This is a genomic window from Natrinema salsiterrestre (assembly GCF_029502005.1).
Lineage (GTDB): Archaea > Halobacteriota > Halobacteria > Halobacteriales > Natrialbaceae > Natrinema > Natrinema salsiterrestre.
In genome coordinates this window covers 238,454-261,694 of the sequence record NZ_JAMQOT010000001.1, presented here as the reverse complement: position 1 = coordinate 261,694, position 23,241 = coordinate 238,454, and the positions used below count along the sequence as shown (strand labels likewise).

24 protein-coding genes are annotated in these 23,241 nt (G+C 66.3%); 15 read left to right on the top strand and 9 right to left on the bottom strand.

Annotation, left to right across the window (positions count from 1 at the left end; all coding sequences use genetic code 11):
* The first annotated feature begins 107 nt into the window (after positions 1-107).
* The gene (locus NDI89_RS01230) at positions 108-392 is read left to right on the top strand and encodes a translation initiation factor eIF-1A (RefSeq protein WP_081603348.1); all 285 of its coding nucleotides are present in this window, start codon (positions 108-110) and stop codon (positions 390-392) included.
* A 137-nt stretch (positions 393-529) separates the two neighbouring features.
* Here the strand turns inward: NDI89_RS01230 and NDI89_RS01225 are convergent, their stop codons facing one another.
* Positions 530-721: a hypothetical protein gene (locus NDI89_RS01225; protein WP_277519676.1), complete on the bottom strand. Its 192-nt coding sequence runs from the start codon at positions 719-721 to the stop codon at positions 530-532.
* Between the two features lie 186 nt (positions 722-907).
* On the opposite strand from NDI89_RS01225, the gene NDI89_RS01220 reads away from it, so the two are divergent.
* Positions 908-1,984: a sulfite exporter TauE/SafE family protein gene (locus NDI89_RS01220; RefSeq protein ID WP_277519675.1), complete on the top strand. Its 1,077-nt coding sequence runs from the start codon at positions 908-910 to the stop codon at positions 1,982-1,984.
* A 73-nt stretch (positions 1,985-2,057) separates the two neighbouring features.
* On the opposite strand, the gene NDI89_RS01215 is transcribed toward NDI89_RS01220, so the two are convergent.
* Entirely contained in the window at positions 2,058-2,756 is a 699-nt protein-coding gene (locus tag NDI89_RS01215) for an SDR family NAD(P)-dependent oxidoreductase (RefSeq protein ID WP_277519673.1), read from the bottom strand.
* A 160-nt stretch (positions 2,757-2,916) separates the two neighbouring features.
* Between NDI89_RS01215 and NDI89_RS01210 the strand changes: the two genes are divergently transcribed.
* From NDI89_RS01210 to NDI89_RS01195, 4 genes are all read left to right on the top strand, one after another.
* The gene (locus NDI89_RS01210) at positions 2,917-4,413 is read left to right on the top strand and encodes a phytoene desaturase family protein (RefSeq protein ID WP_277519672.1); all 1,497 of its coding nucleotides are present in this window, start codon (positions 2,917-2,919) and stop codon (positions 4,411-4,413) included.
* Between the two features lie 109 nt (positions 4,414-4,522).
* Positions 4,523-5,395: a prenyltransferase gene (locus tag NDI89_RS01205; protein ID WP_277519671.1), complete on the top strand. Its 873-nt coding sequence runs from the start codon at positions 4,523-4,525 to the stop codon at positions 5,393-5,395.
* Positions 5,388-6,362: a bisanhydrobacterioruberin hydratase gene (cruF, locus tag NDI89_RS01200; protein ID WP_277519670.1), complete on the top strand. Its 975-nt coding sequence runs from the start codon at positions 5,388-5,390 to the stop codon at positions 6,360-6,362. Before NDI89_RS01205 ends, cruF begins: the two co-directional genes overlap by 8 nt.
* An 80-nt stretch (positions 6,363-6,442) precedes the next feature.
* Positions 6,443-6,604 carry a hypothetical protein gene (locus tag NDI89_RS01195; protein ID WP_277519669.1) on the top strand — a complete coding sequence of 54 codons (162 nt, stop codon included), beginning with the start codon at positions 6,443-6,445 and terminating at the stop codon, positions 6,602-6,604.
* 27 nt (positions 6,605-6,631) lie between these two features.
* On the opposite strand, the gene NDI89_RS01190 is transcribed toward NDI89_RS01195, so the two are convergent.
* The 3 genes from NDI89_RS01190 to NDI89_RS01180 all read right to left on the bottom strand — a co-directional run bounded on the left by NDI89_RS01190 (position 6,632) and on the right by NDI89_RS01180 (position 9,509).
* Positions 6,632-6,784 carry a hypothetical protein gene (locus NDI89_RS01190; protein ID WP_277519667.1) on the bottom strand — a complete coding sequence of 51 codons (153 nt, stop codon included), beginning with the start codon at positions 6,782-6,784 and terminating at the stop codon, positions 6,632-6,634.
* 69 nt (positions 6,785-6,853) lie between these two features.
* Positions 6,854-7,807, bottom strand: a complete 954-nt coding sequence (locus tag NDI89_RS01185) for a phytoene/squalene synthase family protein (RefSeq protein WP_277519666.1) — start codon at positions 7,805-7,807, stop codon at positions 6,854-6,856.
* A gap of 106 nt (positions 7,808-7,913) precedes the next feature.
* Positions 7,914-9,509 carry a bacterio-opsin activator domain-containing protein gene (locus NDI89_RS01180; protein WP_277519665.1) on the bottom strand — a complete coding sequence of 532 codons (1,596 nt, stop codon included), beginning with the start codon at positions 9,507-9,509 and terminating at the stop codon, positions 7,914-7,916.
* A 511-nt stretch (positions 9,510-10,020) separates the two neighbouring features.
* Between NDI89_RS01180 and NDI89_RS01175 the strand changes: the two genes are divergently transcribed.
* The 4 genes from NDI89_RS01175 (at position 10,021) to NDI89_RS01160 (ending at position 11,310) form a co-directional block, all read left to right on the top strand.
* Positions 10,021-10,179, top strand: coding sequence for a hypothetical protein (locus tag NDI89_RS01175; protein ID WP_277519664.1), 159 nt, complete (start codon positions 10,021-10,023; stop codon positions 10,177-10,179).
* Positions 10,180-10,289: 110 nt separating this feature from the next.
* Positions 10,290-10,694 carry a peptide-methionine (R)-S-oxide reductase MsrB gene (gene msrB, locus NDI89_RS01170; RefSeq protein WP_277519662.1) on the top strand — a complete coding sequence of 135 codons (405 nt, stop codon included), beginning with the start codon at positions 10,290-10,292 and terminating at the stop codon, positions 10,692-10,694.
* A gap of 89 nt (positions 10,695-10,783) precedes the next feature.
* The gene (locus tag NDI89_RS01165) at positions 10,784-10,990 is read left to right on the top strand and encodes a DUF2196 domain-containing protein (RefSeq protein ID WP_277519661.1); all 207 of its coding nucleotides are present in this window, start codon (positions 10,784-10,786) and stop codon (positions 10,988-10,990) included.
* A gap of 146 nt (positions 10,991-11,136) precedes the next feature.
* Entirely contained in the window at positions 11,137-11,310 is a 174-nt protein-coding gene (locus NDI89_RS01160) for a DUF7556 family protein (RefSeq protein WP_277519660.1), read from the top strand.
* A 43-nt stretch (positions 11,311-11,353) separates the two neighbouring features.
* Here NDI89_RS01160 and NDI89_RS01155 read toward each other — a convergent pair whose 3' ends face one another.
* Positions 11,354-12,016 carry an ERCC4 domain-containing protein gene (locus tag NDI89_RS01155; RefSeq protein ID WP_277519659.1) on the bottom strand — a complete coding sequence of 221 codons (663 nt, stop codon included), beginning with the start codon at positions 12,014-12,016 and terminating at the stop codon, positions 11,354-11,356.
* 97 nt (positions 12,017-12,113) lie between these two features.
* On the opposite strand from NDI89_RS01155, the gene NDI89_RS01150 reads away from it, so the two are divergent.
* The 3 genes from NDI89_RS01150 to gdhB all read left to right on the top strand — a co-directional run bounded on the left by NDI89_RS01150 (position 12,114) and on the right by gdhB (position 16,698).
* Positions 12,114-15,110 (top strand): bacterio-opsin activator domain-containing protein, encoded by a 2,997-nt coding sequence (locus NDI89_RS01150; protein ID WP_277519657.1) that lies wholly within the window; start codon positions 12,114-12,116, stop codon positions 15,108-15,110.
* A gap of 113 nt (positions 15,111-15,223) precedes the next feature.
* Positions 15,224-15,370 (top strand): rubrerythrin-like domain-containing protein, encoded by a 147-nt coding sequence (locus NDI89_RS01145; protein ID WP_277520489.1) that lies wholly within the window; start codon positions 15,224-15,226, stop codon positions 15,368-15,370.
* Between the two features lie 2 nt (positions 15,371-15,372).
* Complete coding sequence (gdhB, locus tag NDI89_RS01140) at positions 15,373-16,698, top strand: glutamate dehydrogenase GdhB (RefSeq protein ID WP_277519656.1); 1,326 nt, start codon at positions 15,373-15,375, stop codon at positions 16,696-16,698.
* Positions 16,699-17,092: 394 nt separating this feature from the next.
* Here the strand turns inward: gdhB and NDI89_RS01135 are convergent, their stop codons facing one another.
* From NDI89_RS01135 to NDI89_RS01125, 3 genes are all read right to left on the bottom strand, one after another.
* Positions 17,093-17,722 (bottom strand): phosphoribosyltransferase, encoded by a 630-nt coding sequence (locus NDI89_RS01135; protein ID WP_277519655.1) that lies wholly within the window; start codon positions 17,720-17,722, stop codon positions 17,093-17,095.
* Between the two features lie 127 nt (positions 17,723-17,849).
* On the bottom strand, positions 17,850-18,758 hold the full coding sequence (locus NDI89_RS01130) for a hypothetical protein (RefSeq protein ID WP_277519654.1): 909 nt from the start codon (positions 18,756-18,758) through the stop codon (positions 17,850-17,852).
* 110 nt (positions 18,759-18,868) lie between these two features.
* Complete coding sequence (locus tag NDI89_RS01125; protein WP_277519653.1) at positions 18,869-19,576, bottom strand: class I SAM-dependent methyltransferase; 708 nt, start codon at positions 19,574-19,576, stop codon at positions 18,869-18,871.
* Positions 19,577-19,788: 212 nt separating this feature from the next.
* Here NDI89_RS01125 and NDI89_RS01120 point away from each other — a divergent pair, with 212 nt between their 5' ends.
* Entirely contained in the window at positions 19,789-21,909 is a 2,121-nt protein-coding gene (locus NDI89_RS01120) for an ATP-binding protein (RefSeq protein WP_277519652.1), read from the top strand.
* A 157-nt stretch (positions 21,910-22,066) separates the two neighbouring features.
* On the top strand, positions 22,067-23,134 hold the full coding sequence (locus NDI89_RS01115; RefSeq protein WP_277519651.1) for a pyridoxal-phosphate-dependent aminotransferase family protein: 1,068 nt from the start codon (positions 22,067-22,069) through the stop codon (positions 23,132-23,134).
* Positions 23,135-23,241 lie beyond the last annotated feature (107 nt).

The window sequence follows — 23,241 nt, the reverse complement described above, 5'->3', positions numbered from 1 at the left end:
ACGTTCGTGGAGTCGTTCGCGGGGTACGGTGAACGAATTGACACTATGTTGGCGTACGATAGCACGACTCCCCAACCATTTAAACGTCTACCGCACGTAGTGGAACTGTGACAGAAGACTCCGGGCGACGGAACCTCCGTATGCCCAACAGCGATGAAGTATTCGCCGTCGTAACCGAACACCTCGGTGGCAACCACGTCCGCCTCCGCTGTGAGGACGGCGAGGAGCGACTCGGCCGCATTCCGGGCCGGATGAAATATCGGACCTGGATCGAGCAAGACGACATCGTCGTCGCCGAGCCCTGGGACTGGCAAGACGAGAAGGCAACCATCGAATGGCGCTACACTGGTCAGGACGCAGATCAACTGCGTCGCGAAGGCCACATCGATTGAACCTCGGTTTCGGTTCCGCTCACTACTAGACTTCTCCGCACGACAGTCCGCCCGTAGCGGTCGCGCTGGCTCGAGAGCCAGCCATCGGAACGCAGAAAGAAGCTATCGAAGCGACCGAAACGAACTGCGACGGATCCTTAGTCTCGAGACCCGGTCCTCGCGTCGACGCGCATCTCCACGTACCGATCCGCCCACGTCCGGACGTGCGTTCGAAGCGGCTCCAGCACAGTCGCGACGAGTCCGTCCGTCGGGGCGCGATCGACTGCATCGCCGCTGTCCTCCACTGCGGACTGCTCACCCGGTTTGCGTGACCCCTCTGGAAAACTCATTGTGGTAATATATACCGTGGTTGGCCTAATAAATATTGAGGATATTTCGATTTTCCGGGATCTCGAGCCGATCGCCCGCGTTTGCTCGTCGCGTCTTCCTCCCTTCAAATGTGCAAACGGCTGGCACAGTGCTGGGAGAGGGAAATATTCTTATTTGTAACCTCCAATAGCAGGCTTCACGGTTCAATGACACCCTCGTCTTCGTCATCAAGCGTTCAGAAGACGTTTCTCAAGTATCAGCACGTCCTCGTATTCCTCGCACCACTGGCGTTCGTCCTCGGGGTGTATTTCCTCGCACCGACACCGGACGGTACCGGGACCGGCTACTGGTTGGAGTACTGGTGGCTCTTCATCCCGTTCGTGATCGGTGCGACCATCGTCAACACCGTCGGAATCAGCGGCTCAGCGATCTTCGTTCCGTTCCTCATCTTCATCTTCCCGCTCCTCGCCTATCCCCTGGAACCCGAGACGCTGGTGAAAATCGGGCTCCTCAGCGAATCCTTCGGCCTCTCGAGTTCGTCGCTGGCGTTCATCCAGCACGGGCTCGTCGACCGTCGGCTGGCACTCAGTCTCGTCCTCGGGGGGATCCCGTTCGTCGTCGCCGGCGCGTTCCTCTCGTTCGTCATCCCGGAGCCCGTCTTCCACGCGTTGCTGGCGGTCGCGCTGCTCGCGGCCGCGTATCTGTTGCTCAAAGCCGACCTCAGCCACGACGAACCGGACGCGTCGGGTGAATCGGCGGTGGCGACGGACGGCGGACTGCCGAACGACGCCACCAAACCCGGCGTCGCCGGGGTCCGGACCGCCGAGAACGGGACCGTGACCCGTGCGGACCGCGACGGGAACGGCTACGAGTACTCGCGAGGCGGCTACCTCGAGCGGTTCGCAAACTACAGCATCGGCGGCGTCTTTCAGGGACTGGCCGGCTTCGGGATCGGCGAACTAGGAATCATTTCGATGCTCCGGACGAACGTCCCCGTCCGAATCGCTATCGGCACGAATCACATCGTCGTCGCCTCGACGGCCATCCTCGCCTCCGTCGTCCACGTATTCGGCGGCGGGTTAGTCCCCGGCGGTCACACGATGAACCTGGCGTCGACGCCGTGGAACATGGTCATCTGGACCTGTCCCGCCGCCGCGACGGGCGGGCAGATCGCACCCTACGTCTCCGCCGCGCTGGATACGGGGACGATCAAGAAGGGCGTCGGTGCGCTGTTTGCCATCATCGCCGTCGCGCTGTTCCTGATGGCCTTCGGCGGGTTCTGAGACTCGAGCGGGTCATCCGGGAGACTTGAAGCCGTCCCGTCCTCGCCGACCGTCGCGACCGATTTCTGAACCGTCACCGGGTCGCCGTTTTCCACTCGCGCAGTCCGACGACCGCTCCGTTCAGTTCGCCCGGCTCCGCCTCGAGCGCCGCCCAGACGAACATCGGCGCGACGGCGTCGGGATCGCGGCCGTTCGCTCCTGAAAGGTCCGTCTCGACGATGCCGGGGTCCAGACACCCGACGACGTACTCGGTGTCGGCCGCGAAGCCACGAGTTACCGCCTCCGCGGTCGCCTTGGAGATCGCGTAGGAGCCGTATCCCGCCATCCCGTCTCGAGCCACCGATCCCGTCGGGACGAGCACCCGCGCGCCGTCGTTCAGGTGCGGGAGAGACTCGCGGATCGTCGCGTAGACGCCGCGTCCGTTCGTCCGCCAGTGATCGTCGAACGCCGAATACGACTCGTCGTCCGTCGGCGTGTGTCCGGCTTCGCCGTGGTAGACGCCCGCCGCGGGAACGACGACGTCGATACCGGACGCCGCGCCCGTTCGCGAGGCGGTCTCGGTAAGGCGCTCCACGTCGTACTCGTCCCGAACGTCGGTCCTGTGGCCCGCTGCGGTCGCACCCGCGTCCTCGAGCGCGTCGACGGTCGTCCCGACCTCGTCGCCGTCTCGAGCGCCCACGACGACGGCGGCTCCCTCGGCCGCGAACGCCTCGGCGACGGCCCGTCCGATGCCGCGAGTGCCGCCGGTCACGACGGCTGTCGTTCCGTCCATACCTCCCCTACGGGACCGGCCTACAGGAACCCACCGGACTGGTCGGGGCGGACGTCGTCGCTCGATCCGTCACCCGTCTCGCCACGGCCACCGGTTCCCGTCCGAATCCCTACCTATGTATGATACACGTTTAACATCGCCCCGTGACTGACGGTTCACTATGCAATCGCTGGCGGACGAGTCGGTGGTCGTAATCGGGAGCGGGATCGGTGGGCTCTCGACGGCCTGTTACCTCGCCGACGCGGGTGCCGACGTCCGCGTCATCGAGAAGAACGAACAGCTGGGTGGCCGAGCGAGCCGTCTCGAGAAGGACGGGTTCAAATTCGACATGGGTCCCTCGTGGTATCTGATGCCGGACGTCTTCGAGCGGTTCTTCGCCGATTTCGATCGGACGCCGAGCGACTACTACGAACTCTCGCATCTCGATCCCCACTACCGGATTTTCTTCAAAGACGGCGACCAGGTGGACATCACGCCGGACCTCGAGCGAACGAAGGCCGTCTTCGAGGAGTACGAGGCGGGTGCCGGCGACGCGCTCGAGCGCTACCTCGCGAAGTCCAAGGAGAACTACGAGGTCGGGATGGAACACTTCGTCTACGAGGATCGGACGAAGCTGCGCGACTATCTCGACCTCGACGTGGCGCGGCAGGCCCGCGGGCTCTCGCTGCTCGGCTCGATGCAGGGCCACGTGGAGGGCTATTTCGACCACCCGAAACTCCAGCAGATCATGCAGTACACGCTGGTGTTCCTCGGCGGGTCCCCGACGAACACGCCGGCGCTGTACAACCTGATGAGCCACGTCGATTTCAACCTCGGCGTCTGGTACCCCGACGGCGGGATCGGCGCGGTCATCGACGGGATCGTCGACATGGGCGCGGAACTCGGCGTCGAGTACGAGACCGATCGTCCGGCGACGGAGATCAAGGGCCGCACGGGCGGGTTCGAGGTCGAAACGCCGACGGGGCCGGTGCGGGCGGACCTGGTCGTGAGCAACGCCGATTACGCCCACACCGAGCAGGAGCTACTCACGCCCGAACGGCGCGGCCACGACGACGACTACTGGGAAGACCGAACGTACGCGCCCTCCGCGTTCCTGCTCTATCTGGGCGTCGAGGGCGACGTCGACGAACTCGCCCACCACACGCTCGTCTTGCCGACGGAGTGGGAGGACCACTTCGACCAGATCTTCGAGGACCCGCAGTGGCCGGACGACCCCGCCTACTACTGCTGTGTCCCCTCGGAGACCGACGACGACGTCGCTCCCGACGGTCACAGCGCCCTGTTCGTCCTCGTCCCGATCGCACCGGGACTCGAGGACACCCCCGAGATCCGCGAGCAGTATCGCGACGTCGTCCTCGACGATATCGCCGCGAACACCGGGACGGAGCTCCGGGATCGGATCGTCCTCGAGGAGCGGTTCTCGGTCGACGACTTCGCGAGTCGGTACAACAGCCGCGAGGGAACGGCGCTGGGACTGGCCCACACCCTTCGGCAGACGGCCCTCTTCCGACCGCCCCACCGGTCGAGCGAAGTCGATGGACTCTACTTCGCGGGTGGTGACACCACACCCGGCATCGGCGTCCCGATGTGTCTCATCAGCGGCGATCTGACGGCCGAGGCGGTACTCGAGGACCACGGCATCGAACCCCGGCCGTGACGGGACCGCGACGAGGCCACCGGGCTGCCCGAACGCGTCCGACAGCGGTCCGTTCGAGACGATCCGCTCGTTCGCGGACGAACGGCACTGCGCGCTCGAGACACCACCCATGACTCAGGAATCGGCGGCCCCGAGCGAGGTCAGCGTCGGCGAACAGCTGTCGTACCTGCTGACGCTCTCGCGGCCGCGATTCTGGCTGTATCTGGCCGGCCCGGTCGTCGTCGGCGTCGCCTACGCCGCCGCGTCCGTCGAGGACCTGTTTTCCCCGACTGTGATCGGCCTGTTCGCGTACTTCCTCCTGCCGGCGAACGTGTTCCTCTACGGAATCAACGATATCTATGACCGGGAGATCGACGCGGCGAACCCGAAGAAGGAGACGAAGGAGGCGCGCTATCGGGGGCAAGGATACGTTCCCGCGGCCGTCGGGCTCTGTGCAGCCCTGCCGATCCCCCTCGTCCCGCTGGTCGGGACGGCCGCGGTGCCGTGGCTCGTCGCCTTTCTCGTCCTCGGCGCGGCGTACAGCGCGCCGCCGGCCCGGTTCAAGACGACGCCGCTCCTCGACTCCGTCTCGAACGGGCTCTACATTACGCCGGGCGCGGCCGCGTACGCCGCCGTCGCCGGCAGCCAGCCGCCGCTGCTCGCGATCGCGGGCGGCTGGCTCTGGGCGATGGGGATGCACACGTTTTCGGCGATTCCCGACATCGAACCCGATCGCGAAACGGGAACCCGAACCACCGCGACGGTCCTCGGTGAACGCCGAACCTACGCCTACTGCGGCGCGTGCTGGCTCGCGAGCGCCGCCGCCTTCGGCGCGCTCGACGTTCGGCTGGGCGCACTCATGCTGGTCTACCCGGCGCTCGTGGCCGCGATCGCCACCGCGAGCGTCGCCGTCGATCGCGCCTACTGGTGGTTCCCGGCGATCAACACGGTCGTCGGCGCGGTCCTGACGATGGGCGGTCTCTGGAGGCTGCTCTATGGATAGCGGGGACCCGACTCGCTCGCCCTCGAGCCCGGAGTCGGCTCCCGACTCGAGGCGGCACGGTCGCGACGGCGACGGCGACAGCGATGACCGACTGGACACCGAGTCCCACGAATCCGGTGCGGAGACGACGCGAGAGCGGGTCCAGCGTTGCCTCGAGGCCCTCGTCCGCGAGAACCGGTTCACCATCGCGGTGGTCTTCCCCGTTATCGGGGCGATAACGCTGGTCGGCAGCGCCTTGGAGATTCTTCCGGAACCGCTGGCGTACAATCCCCTGCTGATCCTGTTCGGCACGCTGGTGATGCGCTCGCCGCTGGTCGTCGCCCTGCTGCCGACGTTCGACCGACGGGCGGTCGGGTTTCTGGGAATTCTAACGGGCTACACCTACGCGATCGAACTCGTCGGCGTCAGAACGGACTGGCCCTACGGCGCGTTCGAGTACGGGATTCGGCTCGGGCCGATGCTGGGCGGCGAGGTCCCTCTCGCGCTGCCGCTGTTTTTCGTGCCCCTCGTACTGAACGCGTACCTGCTCACGCTCCTCGTGCTCCGCGAGCGGGCGACGCGGGTCCTCCCCCGTCTCCTCGCGGCGATCGCCGCCGTCGTCGCGGTCGATCTGGTGCTCGACCCCGCGGCCGTCGCCATCGGCTTCTGGGCGTACGTCCCGCCCGGAGGCTACTACGGCGTCCCCGCGTCGAACTACTGGGGGTGGCTCCTCTCGGGGACCGTCGCCGTCGTCCTCGTGGATCTCGCGTTCGACCGGGACGCCGTGCTCGAGCGCGTTCGGACCTGCGAGTTCGCCCTGGACGATCTGGTGAGCTTCGTCTTGCTCTGGGGGACGATCAACGTACTCTTCGGAAACTGGCTGGCTGCCGGGGTCGCCGGCCTGTTCTGTCTCGGTCTCCTTCGGACGGATCGCTACGGCCCGGAGATGGTGATCGGGGCGCTGCCCGAGCGCCTTCGAGGGCGATAGCGACCCCCGCGACGTCCTCTCGGACGACGAGACGAGCATGCCGGCAGACGGCTTTTGGTCCCGAGTGCCCAGTCACTGATATGGCATCCCGTGAGCCGATCGAGTGTCCGGTCTGTCGCGACCTGCCGTCCCCCGGCCAGCAACTCGAGGATCACCTCGTCGACAAACACCCCAAACGGAAGCTGGCGAAGTTCATCGTGGCGGAAACGACGGCCCTGACGACCGACGATATCTCCGAGTGAATCGGCCGGACGGATCGTCGACGCTCCTCAGACGAAGAGACTCGAGATGGCGTCCCCGAACGCGAGCAACAGGACCACGGCGGCGATCGTCAGGGCGAGCCACACGCCGAGACCGATCGCCGTCGTTCGGGCCATCCGTCGTTCCTCGTGTACGATCTCCGAGTTCGATTTCGTGGACATACTCCCGTGTTCGAGCGCGGGACCTACGAAAGAAGAGCCACTATATTATGGGGTTTGATATGCCGAAGATTACGACCGGGTGGGAACGCCGTCCCCGTGTTCGGAGCTCCGGCGCCCGTGTTCGGCCGCCGGAACCGCCGAGACCCGCTGGAACACCGCCTCGGGATCCCGGTTCCAGTGCCAGTGCCAGCGCGTCTTCGCGAGACACCACAGTTTCCGGGCCGTCGACAGCGACGGCTCCGCCGAGAGCACGTCGTACTCCTGTGCGCGGATGACGGTGTGGTGTTCCGCGTAGAGGACCGCCGCCAGCAAGACCGGGAGCTGGCAGTCCTCCGGCAGGTACCGGATGCCGGCGACCCCCTCCCGATAGAGGTCCTCGGTGCGCTGGAGTTCGGCGGCCATCGCCGCCCCGAACGACTCGGAGTGCTCGAGTCGTTCGATCTGAGCCGGGTCGACGCCGTGGTCCCGAAGCGTCTCCTGTGGCACGTAGATCCGATCGCGCTCGACGATGTCCTCGCGGACGTCGCGGAGGAAATTCGTCATCTGGAACGCCTCGCCGAGCTTGACGGCGTGGGGAATCGCGGCCGCCTCGGCCTCGGGTTCCATGATCGCGGTCATCATCACCCCGACCGATGCGGCCGACCCTCGCATGTAGGACTCGAGCTCGCTGTAGGTTTCGTACCGGCTGGTTTCGATGTCGGTGGCCATCGCATCGATGAACGTCTCGACCTCCGCGTCCTCGATCCCGTACTCCGCTTTGAGTTCGACGAACGCCTCGAGGACCGGGTCGTCGGGCGGTTGGTCGCCGAGCGCCTGGGCCCGGAGATCCTCGAGTTGCGCCCACTGGACGTCCGGATCCACGTCGTCGGCGTCGTCGACGACCTCGTCCGCGATTCGGAAGAACGCGTAGAGAACGTGCGTGGCGTGACGCACTCGCTCGGGAAGGAACCGCGTCGCGAGATAGAACGTCTTCCCGGTCCGTTTCTGTATCGCCTTGCCTGCGTCGATGTGTTCCTGTTGCATTCTCTGTCTCGTTGACCTCGCCGACGGTGAACGGATATACACGATACGAGAGATACGTATAAAGTACCAGCCCCTCACTATGTTCAACCTGCCCCCTCCGACGGGCTCACTCGAGCACTTCGTCGAGTAGTTTTCGCTGGGCGGTCCGCAGGTGCTGGTGGAACGTCGATCGGGAGATGTCCATCGATTCGGCCAATTCCTCGCCCGACACGTCGCGGGGCCACTCGAAGTAGTTCGCGTAATAGGCCTTGCGTACCGCCATGAGCTGTCGGTCCGTCAACGAGGACTCGAGTCGCGACGTGACGTCCTGTCGAGTCTGGGCCGGTTCCTCGGTTTCGTGGTAGCTGACGAGTTCGACGCGGTCGTATCGGTCTTCGAGGAGGTCGTACGCCGATCGCGCGGACCGGCCGTCCGGTAGTTCGACGGAGAGGTCCGCGACGGTATCAGTGACCGTCAGCTCCCGAATCACGCCGCCGTGCTCGCTCAGTGCCGTTACCAGGCCGTCCTCGGCGGCGACCTCGAGGACGGCTCCGTCCTCGGTCTCGGAGAGGATCGTCACGTCGGAGCCGTCCAGAGCGGTGTCTTCGACGCTGTCGGCATCGATCTCGCGATCGGCGTGGAGGAACAGGAGCGGGGTACCGTCCGCGTCGTACGTCAGCCCCCGATAGCTGATCGCGGTGTCGAGCGTCTCGGACAGGCCGGTGACGAACAGCGACGGGTCCTCGATCGCGACCTCGATCGAGACGACGGTTTCGGTCGTGAGCATCCGCCTGACCTCGAGCGCGTTCATCGCGGTCGCGATCGTTTCGCTCAGCGACTCGAGGACGAGCAATTCCCGCTCGTCGAACGCGTCGGTCTCGCTCGCGAAGACGACCAGCACGCCGTACGTGATATCGCCGTACGTAAGGGGGAGGGCGGCGACGGACTGGAAGTGCTCGCTCGCTCCCGTCGGCCACCATCGGTCGGCCTCCTCGAACGCGTCGAGGTCCCGAGTCACCTGCGCTTCGCCGTCCGCGAACGCTCGAACGGCCGGATGTGTCTCGTCGGTCCCGATGATGAGTTCGTCGTCCTCCAGCGGGACCGTTCCCTGACTGGCCCACTCTCGCGGTGAGAGTCGCTGATTCGTCACGTCGGCTCGGCCGATCCACGCGAGGACGTACGGATCGGTCTCCGCGAGACACGTACAGACCTCGCGCTCGATCGCTTCGCGCGTCTCCGCACCGACGGCCGCGTCGGTGACGTTCCGAACGAGGCCGTCGACCCGCTCGAGGACGTGCTCGAGCGCCTCTCGTTCCTCGCGTACCTGCCTGGCGTTTTCCTCGGCGGCGATCTCCGCCAGTTTCCGCTCGGTGATATCGAGGTGGACGAGCGAGACCAGCCGATCCCCGTCCTCGTGAAACGGACTGGCGCGCATCATGAACCACCGCTTTTGATCGGGCGAGTGGCACGGATACTCCATCGTGAACGAGTCTCGATCGCCAGCGAGGACGGCTTCGATTCCCGTCACCGCTCGGCGAGCGTGTTCGTCGTCCGCGGTCGCCGTAGTCGCGATGTAGTCGGCGCCGACGTGGTCGTCAGTCCCGGAGCCGAACTCGCGCCACGATCGGTTGGTCAGCAGGATTTCGCCCTCGTCGTCGAGGACGGCGACGGTGATCGGGAGCGTGTCGAGCGTCGCTGCAGTGAGTTCGTTCCGAGAGACCATCGCCCGGGGGTACGATCTGATCCAGCTTAATATGATTGGCACGCGTGATCACGAGGCGCGTCGGATTCGGAGCGCCCGCCGCTGTGACTGCGCTCGCCGGGCTCGTCGGCGGTCTGCTCGTTCGACACGGCGTGTCCCTATCCCGACCGTCTGTCGTACCGGTTCTTCCGAGGATACGCCCGGGCAACGCTTTTATGACCGTTTGTGGATGACATGCATGGAGATCAGGGCTGCCGGACGTTCATCAGTTCGACGACGACTCGAGCGCCGATGGCGCTTCCGACGAGACGATCTCCGATCGAAACCAGCGGAACCGGACGGGTCGGTTCACGCACGACTCGCGTGGCCGTGTCCGGCTCGAACGAACCGCAGTGTCCACGCACACCCTGTCACCCGTGGCGTTCCGGCGACCGGTCGTCTCCCGGCGATCGGTCGCGGGACCCGTTGGAACCCGTGACGGTCTCGACCGTGCGAACAAACGCCTATGTGAGTCTACAGCATAGTCCGACATATGGGAAGCCAGATCACGCACGAACTGTCACGGTGTCGGAACTGCGGGTTCGAAGCGCCGGGCGGTGACGACGAGTGGCGGCGGATCGAGGTCCCGAAACTCGGTCGGATGACCCAGTGTCCCGACTGCGAGAGCACGGACGTCATCACAAGTCGGTGACGTCGCTCGAACGGGCGATTCGATGCGGCCGTTCCTCTTCACCCGTCCAGTGATCGCGCTCGGACCGACGACGCAGACAGACTCTTGAACGTCTCGCCCCAAGAGCGACCATGAGCAACGAGGCAGATCACGGTCCGACGACGGACGACGAGTGGCGCGACCGACTGAGCGAGGAAGAGTATCGAATCCTCCGCGAAGCAGGCACTGAAACCCCGTTTAGTGGTGAGTTCGTCGATCACAAGGAGGATGGCTCGTACGCCTGTGCCGGCTGCGGGGCCGAACTGTTCGATTCGGAGACGAAGTTCGACTCCGGCTGCGGCTGGCCGAGCTTCTACGACGTCGACGACGACCGAGTCGAAACCCGAACCGACACGAGCCACGGCATGCGCCGCACCGAGGTCCTGTGTGCCGACTGCGGGGGCCACCTCGGCCACGTCTTCGAGGACGGCCCGGATCCGACGGGCAAGCGCTACTGCATCAACTCCGTCGCCCTCGAGTTCGACGACGACGAGTAACGCGAGTCGTTCGACCCGGAGCGCACGCTTCGGGAGGAGAAGCGAGTGCAGGCACCACGCTTTTCGAAATACCCGGCTCACCTCCTCCCATGTCTACCGACCGCCCGACCGCCGACGAGTTGCGACAGGGGATGACCGTGGAAATCGTACAGGACGATGCGGATCCGCAGTCCGAGGATACGGAGCCGATCATCGGCGAGATCGGAACGATCCACGGCGACGAGCCGGACGGCGCACACGTGAAGCTGAAAAGCGGTGCCGTCGGCCACGTCCGGTCGGTCGTACCCGACGACTGACGAGTTCCCCGTCGCGAAGCCCGCCGTTCGAGAACTCCGCATATAAGTTCCGAATGTAAACTAAATAGCCGAAGTCAAATCTATGTTCAACTACTATCTCGGGCTATTCCGGAACATTCATGACCGGAGTGTGTGAATATCTGAACATGGCACCCGAAGCGACATCGGTCGGACGGGAGGCGGAAGGGTCGAGCGACGTCGTCGCGGCGATCGACGAGATCGACGGTCGATCGCACCTCGTTATCGCCGACATCGCTCGAGACGACGCCTGGATCGCCGTCTCCGAGCACGAGGCCGTCTCGGTGGACGAGATCCGATAGGGCGCTTCGGACGGTTTTTGCGGCCGCGATACGACGAACGACGTTAGTCGCGACTTCCGTCGTCACGAACCGCCGAGTAAATCGTCTCGGCTCGCGTGGGACCGATTCCGTCGATCGCGGTGAGATCGTGGCGGCTCGCCTCGAGCAAGGACTCGACGGTCGGATACCGATCGTACAGCGTCGCCGCGAGCTCGGGACCGATCCCCTCGACGCAACCGTACATCCGCTTCGTCGTGGGTTCACGGCGGCTCGGGACCGACCCGGTCGGGAGCCGGACCGTCGTCGGATCTTCGACGTGTTTCCGACCGAGTCGGATCGCGAAGTCGATCAGCCGTCGGCGGTCCGTACAGGGGATGACGGGGACCCCCTGCCGGGCGGTAATCGACGCCATCGACCCCCGAACCGACGCCGGAGAGACGGTGGTTCGAAGCGACTCGAGATCGGCGAACTCCCCCTCGAGCAGGACGTAGGCGTGGTCGTACGAGTCCGCCATTCGCTTGACCTGGTCGGTGAGGTCCGGTCCGCTTCGGCTCATGGCACTGGAGACGTAGTCCCGGGGCGTCTTGCGTTCGAACCCGACCGAACCGATGGCGAGGTCGCCACTCGACAGCCGTTCGACGGTCACGTCGACGACGTCGGAATGGGTTCGGACCGCCTCGGCGAGTCCGGCGGGTTCCCGATCGTCGACGGTGACGGCAACGCGCATGGGCGTTCGTACGGACTCGAGCGGTGAACGGGTGTCGGTCGCGGCGAGCGCGGACGGAACGATGCTTTCTATCCGCAGGGGACCGTACGGGAGACGAATGCCTCCCGTACGACCGCGCGACGACGCCCGACTCCTCGCCGTCGCGCTCCCCGAGCGGGGACTCGATGCGCTCGATAGCGCCCTCGAGGACCGGCCGCTGGACGTTACCACGGTATCGACCGCAGCCGCCGCGGTCGACTACCTCGAGAGGAACCCCGTCGACTGTCTCCTGACCGCACAGTCCCTTCCGGACGGAGACGCGACCGGACTGGATCTCCTCGAGACGATTCGCGAGCGAAATCCTGACCTCCCGGTCGTGCTCGCCCCGGACGACGGGAGCGAGTCACTGGCCGGGGAGGCGATCGCCGCGGGCGTCACGGCGTACGTTTCATCCGACGGCACCGGCGACCCGACCGAGGAGTATCGGGCGGCGATCGAACGAGCGGTCTCGACGGGCCGCGAGCAACGCCGACTGCGAACGCGTGCGCGCCGGTTCGACGCGATCTTCGAGGATCCGGAGACGTACTCGTGGGTTCTGGAGCCGGACGGCACCGTGCAGCGGGCCAGCGAGCCGGCGCTCGAGGCGATCGGCGCGGCCGCGAGCGACGTCCGGGGCCGGCCGTTTCGGGACCTCCCCTGGTGGCGGGAGACCGCGGACGGTCGGACTGCGATCCGTGAGGCAGTCGAACGGGCGGCGAGCGGCGAGATCGCACACCGTGACCTGACGCGAGTCCGCGCCGACGGCGCCGGGGGGACGGAGGGTGACGGCGGCGAATCCGCGAGCGAACCCGCCGATCCGACCGATGCGGACACCTTCGAGGTGACGGTCCGGCCGGTCCGCGACGACTCCGGTACCGTCGTCTCGCTGCTCGCCCGGGCGACCGACGTCACCGAACGCGCCCGACTCGAGCGGGAGCTCCGCGAGTCCGAGGAGCTCCACCGGGTGACGCTCAACAACATGACCGACACCGTCCTCATCACGGACGACGACGGCGCGTTCACCTACGTCTGTCCGAACGTCCACTTCATCTTCGGCTATTCGGACGAGGAAATTCGCGAAATGGGGACGATCGACGAACTGCTCGGTGCTGACCTCTACGATCGCGACGACCTCGAGGCGGCGGGCGTGTTGACCAACATCGAGTGTACGGCGACCGACCGGGCAGGGCGCGAGCACACGTTGCTGGTCAACGTCCGCGAAGTCTCGATTCAGGGCGGGACGACCCTCTACAGTTGCCGGGACGTGACGAAGCGAAAGCGCCGTGAGGAGGCGCTGACGGCGCTTCACCGAACCGCCCGAGACCTCCTGTACGCCGAAACCGACCGCGAGATCGCCGACATCGTCGTCGAGGACGCGACGGACGTCCTCGACCTCGAAGCGAGCGCCGCGTACCTGTTCGATACGGACGAGAACGTGTTGCGGGCGGCCGCGTCCGCACCGGGGACGGAGCAGTTACACGGGCCGGTCCGCGACCACCGGGCGACGGACGACAGCATTCCCGGTCGCGTCTTCGTCGACGGCGAGAGTCGATTCTTCGCGAACGTTCACGACTCCCCGTCGCTCTCGAAGCCGGGAACCGACCTGCGAAGCGCCGCGTACGTCCCGCTGGGGGATCACGGCGTCTTCGTCGTCGGATCGACGGAGTCGGACGCGTTCGACGACGTCTCCCGGGAGCTCACCGATCTCCTCGCGGCGACCGCGGAAGCCGCGCTCGACCGGGTCGAGCGGGAGCGAACGCTGCGCGAACGGGACCGGGAACTCGAGGCCCGGAACCGACAGCTCACTCGGCTCAACGGGATCAACGAGATCATCAGGGAGCTCGATCAGGCGCTGGTCAGGGCGGAGACCCGCGAGGAGATCGAACGCGCCGTTTGCGACCGGCTCACCGCCGCCGACCGGTTCTCGTTCGCCTGGATCGGGATCGCCGACGCCGGTCGCGAACGCCTCGAATCGCGCGCACACGGCGGTGCGACGACCGGGCGGGAGTACCTCGATAGCGTGTCGCTCTCACTGGACGCGAGCGAGCCCGCAGTCAGGACGGCGGTCGATCGAGACGTCACCGTCGTGTCCAACGTCGCCGACGGACTGCGCGACGAACCGTGGCGGTCGACGGCGCTCGCCTGCGAGTTCCAGTCGGTCGTGAGCGTCCCGCTGTCCTACGACGAGTTCACGTACGGCGTCTTGACCGTCTACGCCGACCGGCCCGAGGCGGTCGACGACATGATTCGTACCGTCCTCGCGGAACTCGGCGAGACGATCGCCTCCGCGATCGCCGCGGTCGAGCGAAAGCGCGCGCTGGTCTCCGGCGCGAGCACGCGACTCGAGTTCGAGGTGGGCGACGACTCGTTCATTTTCGGTCGTCTCGCCCGGCGGACCGACGCCGTGCTCTCGTTCGACGGGGGCGTTCGCCAGGACGAGGACGGGGCGTCGGTGTTCGCGACCGTCGACGGGGCGACGCCGGAGGCAGTCGCGACCGCGGCCGAGGACCTCGTGAGCGTCGAGCGCGCACAGGTCATCGGCAGTACCGGACGGGGAAGCGGCGACGGCGGGTCTGAGGCGACCGCTGGCGACACTGATGCCGACGCCGATGCCGGCGGTGCGGTCCTCTTGCACCTCTCGCGGCCGGCGCTCGCTCTCCGACTCGCGGATCACGGCGTGGTGTTGCGGGGCATCGAGGCGACCCCCTCGACCGCTCGCGTCGTGGTCGACGTTCCCCGGTCCGTCGACGCGAGGGAGAGCGCCGACGTCGTCTCGGCGGCGTTTTCGGACGTCGAACTCCGATCGAAACGGACCGTCGAGCGAGCGACGCTCCGCGACCTCGACGCGAAACTGCGCGACCGGCTCACGGACCGACAGCTCGAGGTCGTCCAGCTCGCGTACTACGGCGGGTATTTCGAGTCGCCCCGCGAAAACTCGGGGGAAGACGTCGCCGACGCGCTCGACATTTCGCCGGCGGCGTTCTACCGGCACATCCGGACCGCCCAGCGGAAACTCTTCGACGTCGTCTTCGACGAGATCGGACTGCCGGCAAACCGTTCACATGGTGTTGAATAGTGAACCCTATTCATTCGCCGACGCTAGTTATCTGACGGCTATCCTCATCCTAATATACCTTGTATTCCTGAATGCGACGACCGTCCGAATCGGACACGTTCGTCGTTGCTATCATGACCTACAAAGACGCCGAACTCGACCCCGAGTCGGAATCGACCTACGAGTGTTTCGATTGCGGAACCGTCGTCCGGACGTCCAAGTCGAACACCTGTCCCGAGTGCGGTGCCGAGATGCGTAATCGACGGACACCGATCGAGTAAGTATGTCCTCTCAGGACCGTTCTTCACCACCGACCCGAGAAGCGACGGCCGAATCGACCGATCCCGAAACCGCCCTCGAGACCGCGCGCCGACAGCTCGAGCGCGTCGCCGCGCAGTTGGACGTCGACGACGCCGCCCTCGAGCGGCTCCAACATCCCACGGCGGTCCACGAGGTGACGGTTCCGCTCGAGCGCGACGACGGATCGGTCGAGGTCTTCACCGGCTACAGGGCCCATCACGACAGCGTCCGCGGGCCCTACAAGGGCGGACTGCGCTACCACCCCGACGTGACCCGCGACGAGTGCGTCGGACTGTCGATGTGGATGACCTGGAAGTGCGCGGTGATGGACCTCCCCTTCGGCGGCGCGAAAGGCGGCATCGTCGTCGATCCCAAGTCGCTGAGCGACGACGAGAAGGAACGGCTCACGCGCCGGTTCACGCAGGAAATCCGCGACGTTATCGGCCCGAACACGGATATTCCGGCACCGGACATGGGCACCGACCCGCAGACGATGGCCTGGCTGATGGACGCCTACAGCATGCAGGAAGGTGAGACCATCCCCGGCGTCGTCACCGGCAAGCCGCCGGTCGTCGGCGGCAGCTACGGCCGCGAGGAAGCGCCCGGTCGGAGCGTCGCCATCGTCACCCGTGAGACCTGCGAGTACTACGACTACCCGCTGTCCGAGACGACCGTCGCCGTCCAGGGCTTCGGCAGCGTCGGCGCGAACGCCGCCCGCCTGCTCGAGGACTGGGGCGCGACGATCGTCGCCGTCAGCGACGTCAACGGCGCGGTCTACGACCCGGACGGAATCGACGTGGGGGCGATCCCCTCCCACGACGAGGAGCCGGAAGCCGTCACCCAGTTCGCGACCACGCTCGAGGAGGGAGCCGACGGACCGCGTCGGCTCTCGAACGAGGACCTTCTCGAGCTCGACGTCGACGTCCTCGTCCCGGCCGCCGTCGGCAACGTCATCACGGCGGACAACGCCGACGCGGTGCGGGCCGACATCGTCGTCGAAGGCGCGAACGGCCCGACGACGTTCGCCGCCGACACAATCCTCGAGGAACGCGGTATCCACGTGATTCCCGACATCCTCGCCAACGCCGGCGGCGTCACGGTCAGCTACTTCGAGTGGCTCCAGGACATCAATCGCCGCGCGTGGTCCCTCGAGCGGGTCAACGAGGAACTCGAGTCCGAGATGGTGCGGGCCTGGACCGCGCTGAAAGACGAGGTCGAGCGGCGAGACGTGACGTGGCGCGACGCCGCCTACGCCGTCGCGCTCGATCGAATCGCCGAGGCACACGAGGTGCGCGGGCTGTGGCCGTAAGAGAGCAGATGCGCCGAACCGTGATGGGGCACCGTTCCCGTCTCACGGTTACCCCGGCCAGATGAGGGTAACTGGAGACGAAGTGTCCTGCTACTGTGGCAACGGGGAACGACCACTCCCTCTCCAGCCGATTTCTCCTCACGGGCGCACAGCGCCCGTTCGGATGGTTCGCGGAACCTTCGGTTCCGCGCTAACGCTCAGTCATTCCTCCCTCGCTCATCCGCTGTCAGTGCAAGCACTGACAAGCTTTCGCTCACGGGTTCGCGAAAACCTCGCGCATGATCGACGGCCACCCTCGCTCTCGCTCGGCCGGCCGACAGCGCGCGCCACCGCACGTCGGGTTTCCGTTTCGCGTGGTGTGCGTCGTTCGTCCGGATCGACTACTGGTCCCGTTTCAGGACTCTCGAGCGAGGTACTCGAGCGCCTCCTCGTCGGTCACCTGTCCGAACTGCCGGTAGAACTGGCCCACGGCCCGGAACTCCGCGGGCGTCTCGAGGGCGATCACCTCGTCGGCCTCCCGCTCGAGGTCCGCGACGGCTCGCGGAGAGCCAACGGGCACGGCCAGGCCGACCCACTCGGCCCCGGTCTCCCGTACCTGCCGGAGACAGGCGGTCGCCGTCGCACCGGTGGCGACGCCGTCGTCGACGACGAGGACTCTCTTCCCCTTCAGGTCGGGCAGCCCGTCCTCCTCGCGGTATCGGTCCGCCTTCTCGCGCGCGTTGTCGGCCTCCTCGGCCCGGACGTCCGCGAGGTACTCCTCGGAGACGCTCAGCCGGTCGATCAGGTCGTCGTTCTCCCAGACGCTGCCGTCGCTGGCGACCGCGCCCAGCGCCACCTCGGGATTCTGCGGCGCGCCCAGCTTGCGCGCGACGACTACGTCGAGGTCGGCCTCGAGGGCGTCGGCGACCGGCCGCGCGACGGGCAGTGCGCCGCGCGGGATTCCCAGGACGACGTCGACCTCGAGGTCGCGAGCATTGACCTCCGCAGCGAGCCGTTCGCCGGCGTCGGTTCGGTCGTCGAACATGGTTCTGCGCGGAACTACGGCTGCGGCCTACTATGAGTTTACGTCGCACGGGACTGGACCCTGTCCCCACGCCGCGGTTGCCCTCGAAAGCGTGGACACGGCACGGTGACCGGAGCCGAGGGGAGAGCTACGGCTCGAGCGCCGACGAGGCCGACGTCGGACACCCCTCGGGGACGACGTCGTGCGGGTCGGTGCCGGTGTTCGAGCCGAAGCTCACCGTGCCGCCGTGGTGGTCGGTCCAGCCCCCGTGGAAATCGTCGTCCCACTGCGTGTCGTCGACGTAAACGTCGCTCCCGGTGTCGTTCGCACCGGGGACGAAGGAGTAGTGCTCCCCGTTCATCGCGAACTGACAGTCCCGAACCAGGACCGGGCCGGGCGGCCACGCCCAGACGCCCCGTCCCTGCCGATACCGGCGGTCGTCGGTCACCGCCGCAACGCAGTCGTCGACGATCCCCCGGGCGAGCCGATAGTGGGAGATCCAGCAGTTCGCCGCGTAGCAGTTCCGCAGGGCGACCGTCCCCCCGCCGCCGGTACCCGGCGCCGAACAGTAGAAGGCGTTGTCGCCCATGTTCCGGACGTTCACGCGATCGATCTCGAGGTGGCCGTCGTGGTCCGGCCTGACCCAGATCCCGGTGCCACCCTTCCGCTCGTAGACCGCGCCGTCGCCCAGCCAGACGTTTTCGATGCGGGAGGTGCCGCCGCCGGTGTCGGCCGCGCCGATCACCGTTTCGTCGCCCATGTCGACCTGGCCCCGAACCGCGACGTTCCGGATGGCCCAGTCCGTGCCGTAGGCGACGATCGTCACCGCGGCACCGTCGGCCGTGACGTCGAACAGAACCCGTTCGTACGTCTCGCCGTCGTTCACCCGGACGATCTCCCGCTCGCCCGCGGGAACGGTAACCGTCTCGTACTCCTCGTTCGACGCCGCGACGACCGGTTCGGGTGCGCCGATCGTCCCTGCAACGGTCGTGGCAGCGAGCGCGAGGTAGGATCGCCGATCCGTGTCCCCGCTCCGTCGGGTCTCCTCGAGAGCCATAGTCGATAGCTCGATAGCCGACAGCGATCGTATAAGAAATACTGACTCTCATCAACGGTTGAAAACCGATGCGACGCTCGGAGGAGTACTCGGTACCCCTGTTTCCACCGTCAGTCCGTCTCGAAGAACCCGGCCGCGCGCTGGCCGAGCGAAGCACCGTCGGTCCGCCGTCGGAGCCGCCCGCGGACGATCGGCGCCGCCGGAAACACGCCGAACCCGATGCGTTCGATCTCGAGCACGTCGAACGCGTCGTGTCCGACGAAGCGCTCGACCGTCTCCCGATTCAACTGGCAGCCCCCGGCGGCGCGCTCCCACAGCGGATTCAGACGATCCTGTGCCCGGGCCCGCCAGCCGTCCGCGCGGACGTGCTCGAGGAAACGCAGTTCGCCGCCCGGCTTGACCACCCGTGCGACCTCCTCGAGCGCGGCGTCGGGATCGTCGATGGTACAGAAGACCAGCCCCGAGAGCACGGTATCGAACGCGTCGTCGACGTACGGCAGTGACTCCGCGCGGTCGCCACGGAGGTAAACCTGTAGATCGGAGCGTTCGGCCGTCCTGACCGCACGGCGTCGCATGTGCGGATCCGGTTCGACAGCGTGGTACTCGAGGCCGTCGGTGCCGAGGTCGGCCGCGTAGGGGATCATCGCGCCGTTCCCCGCACCGACATCGAGGACGCGCCCGGAGAGGCCGTCCGCGAGGTACTCGCGGTGACGACCGATCAGGAACCGGTCCGGCATGCACCGATCGTACAGGGCCGCGAACGCTGGGTGTTCGATTCGCCGCTCGCTTACACGACGCCGAGTCTTGCAATCGGTCATGCGCTCTCCGGTGCAACCGACGGCGAACTGCGTGATACAGGTTTTCCCGTCGCTCGGCGCGCAGTTCCGAGGGCGATCACGGACGTCGGGTCCGTCGACGAGCGACGAGAGGGACGCTCGGCGGCTCACGTCGTCCGCCGCGATCGCGGCAACCGACTGCGATCACCGTTTCGAACACAACCCTCATACCGGCAGTCACCTGAACAACGACAATGATCGATCGGAGCCGTTCCGTCTCCGTCGTCGGCGGACGACGCAGTATCATCGCCCTCGGGATGATCTTCGTCGCGCTCGCTGCAGTCCTGTCTCTCGTGCGAGTCGCGGCCGGTACACCGTTCGAGAACGTTTTGATCGATCTGGTTCTCATCGCCGGTCCCGGCATCGTCCTCATCTACTCCGCGTACCGGTTGCCCTCGTTCGATATCCACGCTGGTTTCTACGGCGCTATCGCGGTGTGGTGTCTCAGCGGGCTCGGCGTCATGCTCGTCGTCCTCGCACTGTACAGTCTCCAGCCCGGCGAGACCATCGAGGATCCCTCGGCGGTCGTCATTCTGACATCGCTCGCCAGCGTTGCGGGCCTGGCCGCCGGCATCCACAACGCAGCGGCCAAAACGCGAACGCGGGAACTCGAGCAACGCAACCGAGAGCTCCAGGACACACAGTCGGAACTGGAAACCACCGTCGCCCAACTGGAGGAGGCAAACGAGCAACTCGAGCGATCCAACGACCGCCTCGAGCACTACCGCGCGTACACCGCGGAGGTCCTGGACGCTATCCACGACGTCTTCTACGTCGTCGAGGAAGACGGCAGGCTACAACGCTGGAACGAGAGCCTCTGCGAGGTGACGGGGTATTCTGACGCGGACATCGCGTCGATGAGCGCCGCGGATTTCTTCGATCCCGACGAGCACGACCGGATCGCCGACGCGATCGCGGAGGGGTTCGACACCGGGAGCGTGCAGCTCGAAGCGGACCTCCACACCAGGGACGGCGAGCGAATTCCCTACGAATTCGCTGCCACGGCCCTCGAGAGACCCGACGGCGAGCCGGTGCTGGCCGGCATCGGGCGCGATCTCTCCGAGCGCAAAGAGCGAGAGCGGGAGCTCGAGCGGCGAGCGCGCCAGCAACAGGTCGTAGCGGACCTCGGCCAGCTCGCCCTCGAGACGGACGACCTCGACGAACTCATGTGCGAAGCGTCCAGGCAGGTTGCTACCGTCCTCGACAACGAGTACTGCAAGGTACTCGACCTCGACGAGGAGGCCGATGAACTCCTGCTCCGGCAGGGCGTCGGCTGGCGCGACGGTCTCGTCGGTGAGGAGACGGTATCGGCCGACGAATCGGACTCCCAGGCCGCGTACACGCTCGAAAGCGATCACCCGATCGTGGTCGCCGACATGGAGACGGAAACCCGTTTTAGCGGCCCCGCGTTGCTAACGGATCACGACGTCCGCAGCGGTATCAGTACCATCATCGGCCCGGTCGACGACCCGTGGGGGATCCTCGGGACGCACGATACCGACACCGCACGGTTCACCGACGAGGACGTCAATTTCGTCCAGAGCGTCGCCAACGTCCTCGCCGAGGCGATCGAACGCCGGCAGTATCAGGCGGAACTCGAGGAGCTGATCGCCGACCTCGAGGAGTCGAACGAACGCCTCGAGGGGTTCGCCTACGCGGCGTCTCACGACCTGCAAGAACCGCTGCGAATGGTTTCCAGTTACCTGCAGTTGATCGAGCGCCGGTACGGCGACGAACTCGACGCGGACGGCGAGGAGTTCCTCGCGTACGCCGTCGACGGGGCCGAGCGCATGCGCGACATGATCGATGGCCTGCTCCAGTATTCGCGAGTCGAGACCCGGGGCAACGAGTTCGAACCGGTGTCGCTACAGCGCGTTCTCGAGGACGCCGGCAAGGACCTCGAGGTGAAAATCGAGCGTGCCGATGCCGAGATTACCGCGGAGTCCCTCCCGCGCGTGCGGGGTGACGAGCGGCAGTTGCGGCAGGTGTTCCAGAATCTGCTCGCGAACGCGATCGAGTACAGCGGGCGGGAACCGCCGCGGATACGCGTCTCGGCGGAACGGAACGGAACGAAATGTACGGTGTCCGTCGCCGACGACGGTATCGGCATCGACCCGTCCGATCAGGAGCGCATCTTCGAGGTGTTCCAGCGGCTCCACGGTCGCGAGGAACACGCCGGGACGGGGATCGGTCTCGCGCTCTGTGAGCGGATCGTCGAACGACACGGCGGAGAGATCTGGGTCGACTCCGAGCCCGGCGACGGGTCGACCTTCTCGTTCACGCTGCCGGCAGCCGACGAGGATAGTCGCCGCTGAAAGTCAGTGCCCGCCTAATCGAAGGGGTGCGTTGCAATTAGTGTGTGAATCGCGTCGGTGGTTACTATCACCCGCTGCGTTCCATCGACGAGGAGCGCGACACCGTCGGCCCTCGCGCCTCGAGTGATTTATACCCGAACGCGCCGGTGGCTTCCGTATGACCGACGATCGACTCCGCATGACCCCCGGCCCGACCGAGGTGCCGGCGGCCGTCCGCGAACGGATGAGCGAGCCGACGCCGAACCCAGACGTCGAGCCCGAGTTCTTCGAGTTCTACCGGACGCTGACCGACAAACTCGAGGCGGTCTACGGCGACGACGACATCGCGATCCTCGGCGGCGAGGGGATCCTCGGGCTCGAGGCGGCGATCGCGTCGCTGGTCGAGCCGGGCGATCGGGTCCTGTGTATCGCGAACGGCCTCTACGGGGAGGGCTTCGCCGACTTCGTCGAGATGTACGACGGCGAGGCGGTGATCTGCGACGGGCCGTGGACGGCACCGCTCGATCTCGAGGCGATCGAGTCCCGCCTCGAGGACGGCTCGTTCGACGTGGCCACGATGGTCCACTGCGAGACCCCGACGGGGGTCCGGAACGACATCGGACCAGTGCTGGACGTACTCGAGGAGCACGACGTCATCAGCGTCGTCGACGCCGTCTCCTCGCTCGGCGGCGTTCCGGTGCCGACCGATCGCATCGACGTCTGTCTGGGCGCGTCACAGAAGTGTTTCAGCGCGCCGCCGGGACTGACCGTCTGCTCGATCAGCGACCGCGCCTGGGCGAAGATCGAGTCCGTCGAGACGAACGGCCTGTATACGGACCTCGAGCCGTGGCGCGACGCCGCCGACGAGGAGTGGTTCCCCTACACGCACCTGTCGTCGAACCTGTACGGGCTCGAGACCGCGATCGATCTCTTGCTCGAGGAGGGACTGGAGACCGTCTTCGAACGCCACGAGGCGGCCGCGACGCGGTGTCGCCGGCGAGCGGCCGACCTCGGGCTGTCGCTCTATCCGGACGACGCGCGGTCGTCGCCGACCGTGACGGCGCTCGCGGTCGACGGTGACGCCGGTCAGTTACAGGAGTCGATGGCGGACGACCACGATATCGTCCTCGCGACCGGCCTCGGCGACCTCGAGGACGACGTGCTCCGAATCGGGCACATGGGCCACAACGCACGGATCGATCGGGTCGACCGGACGATGGACGCGCTGGAAGCCGTTCTCGAGTAGTTTCGGAACTGCTCCGCCCGCGTTCGCGGTCACTTTTAGATTCTCTCGAATCCCGACCGTTCGAACGGATTCGATTCCCGATTAGTCTGGACCGGTTCTCGCTTTGA

Coding starts and splice junctions, on each gene's coding strand:
- NDI89_RS01175 (WP_277519664.1), top strand. CDS start 10,021: ATGGGAAGCCAGATCACGCACGAACTGTCACGGTGTCGGAACTGCGGG.
- NDI89_RS01210 (WP_277519672.1), top strand. CDS start 2,917: ATGCAATCGCTGGCGGACGAGTCGGTGGTCGTAATCGGGAGCGGGATC.
- NDI89_RS01190 (WP_277519667.1), bottom strand. CDS start 6,784: ATGTCCACGAAATCGAACTCGGAGATCGTACACGAGGAACGACGGATG.
- NDI89_RS01165 (WP_277519661.1), top strand. CDS start 10,784: ATGTCTACCGACCGCCCGACCGCCGACGAGTTGCGACAGGGGATGACC.
- NDI89_RS01220 (WP_277519675.1), top strand. CDS start 908: ATGACACCCTCGTCTTCGTCATCAAGCGTTCAGAAGACGTTTCTCAAG.
- NDI89_RS01125 (WP_277519653.1), bottom strand. CDS start 19,576: ATGACCGATTGCAAGACTCGGCGTCGTGTAAGCGAGCGGCGAATCGAA.
- NDI89_RS01205 (WP_277519671.1), top strand. CDS start 4,523: ATGACTCAGGAATCGGCGGCCCCGAGCGAGGTCAGCGTCGGCGAACAG.
- NDI89_RS01185 (WP_277519666.1), bottom strand. CDS start 7,807: ATGCAACAGGAACACATCGACGCAGGCAAGGCGATACAGAAACGGACC.
- NDI89_RS01130 (WP_277519654.1), bottom strand. CDS start 18,758: ATGGCTCTCGAGGAGACCCGACGGAGCGGGGACACGGATCGGCGATCC.
- msrB (WP_277519662.1), top strand. CDS start 10,290: ATGAGCAACGAGGCAGATCACGGTCCGACGACGGACGACGAGTGGCGC.
- NDI89_RS01150 (WP_277519657.1), top strand. CDS start 12,114: ATGCCTCCCGTACGACCGCGCGACGACGCCCGACTCCTCGCCGTCGCG.
- NDI89_RS01120 (WP_277519652.1), top strand. CDS start 19,789: ATGATCGATCGGAGCCGTTCCGTCTCCGTCGTCGGCGGACGACGCAGT.
- NDI89_RS01160 (WP_277519660.1), top strand. CDS start 11,137: ATGGCACCCGAAGCGACATCGGTCGGACGGGAGGCGGAAGGGTCGAGC.
- NDI89_RS01225 (WP_277519676.1), bottom strand. CDS start 721: ATGAGTTTTCCAGAGGGGTCACGCAAACCGGGTGAGCAGTCCGCAGTG.
- cruF (WP_277519670.1), top strand. CDS start 5,388: ATGGATAGCGGGGACCCGACTCGCTCGCCCTCGAGCCCGGAGTCGGCT.
- NDI89_RS01145 (WP_277520489.1), top strand. CDS start 15,224: ATGACCTACAAAGACGCCGAACTCGACCCCGAGTCGGAATCGACCTAC.
- NDI89_RS01195 (WP_277519669.1), top strand. CDS start 6,443: ATGGCATCCCGTGAGCCGATCGAGTGTCCGGTCTGTCGCGACCTGCCG.
- NDI89_RS01135 (WP_277519655.1), bottom strand. CDS start 17,722: ATGTTCGACGACCGAACCGACGCCGGCGAACGGCTCGCTGCGGAGGTC.
- gdhB (WP_277519656.1), top strand. CDS start 15,373: ATGTCCTCTCAGGACCGTTCTTCACCACCGACCCGAGAAGCGACGGCC.
- NDI89_RS01155 (WP_277519659.1), bottom strand. CDS start 12,016: ATGCGCGTTGCCGTCACCGTCGACGATCGGGAACCCGCCGGACTCGCC.
- NDI89_RS01180 (WP_277519665.1), bottom strand. CDS start 9,509: ATGGTCTCTCGGAACGAACTCACTGCAGCGACGCTCGACACGCTCCCG.
- NDI89_RS01115 (WP_277519651.1), top strand. CDS start 22,067: ATGACCGACGATCGACTCCGCATGACCCCCGGCCCGACCGAGGTGCCG.
- NDI89_RS01215 (WP_277519673.1), bottom strand. CDS start 2,756: ATGGACGGAACGACAGCCGTCGTGACCGGCGGCACTCGCGGCATCGGA.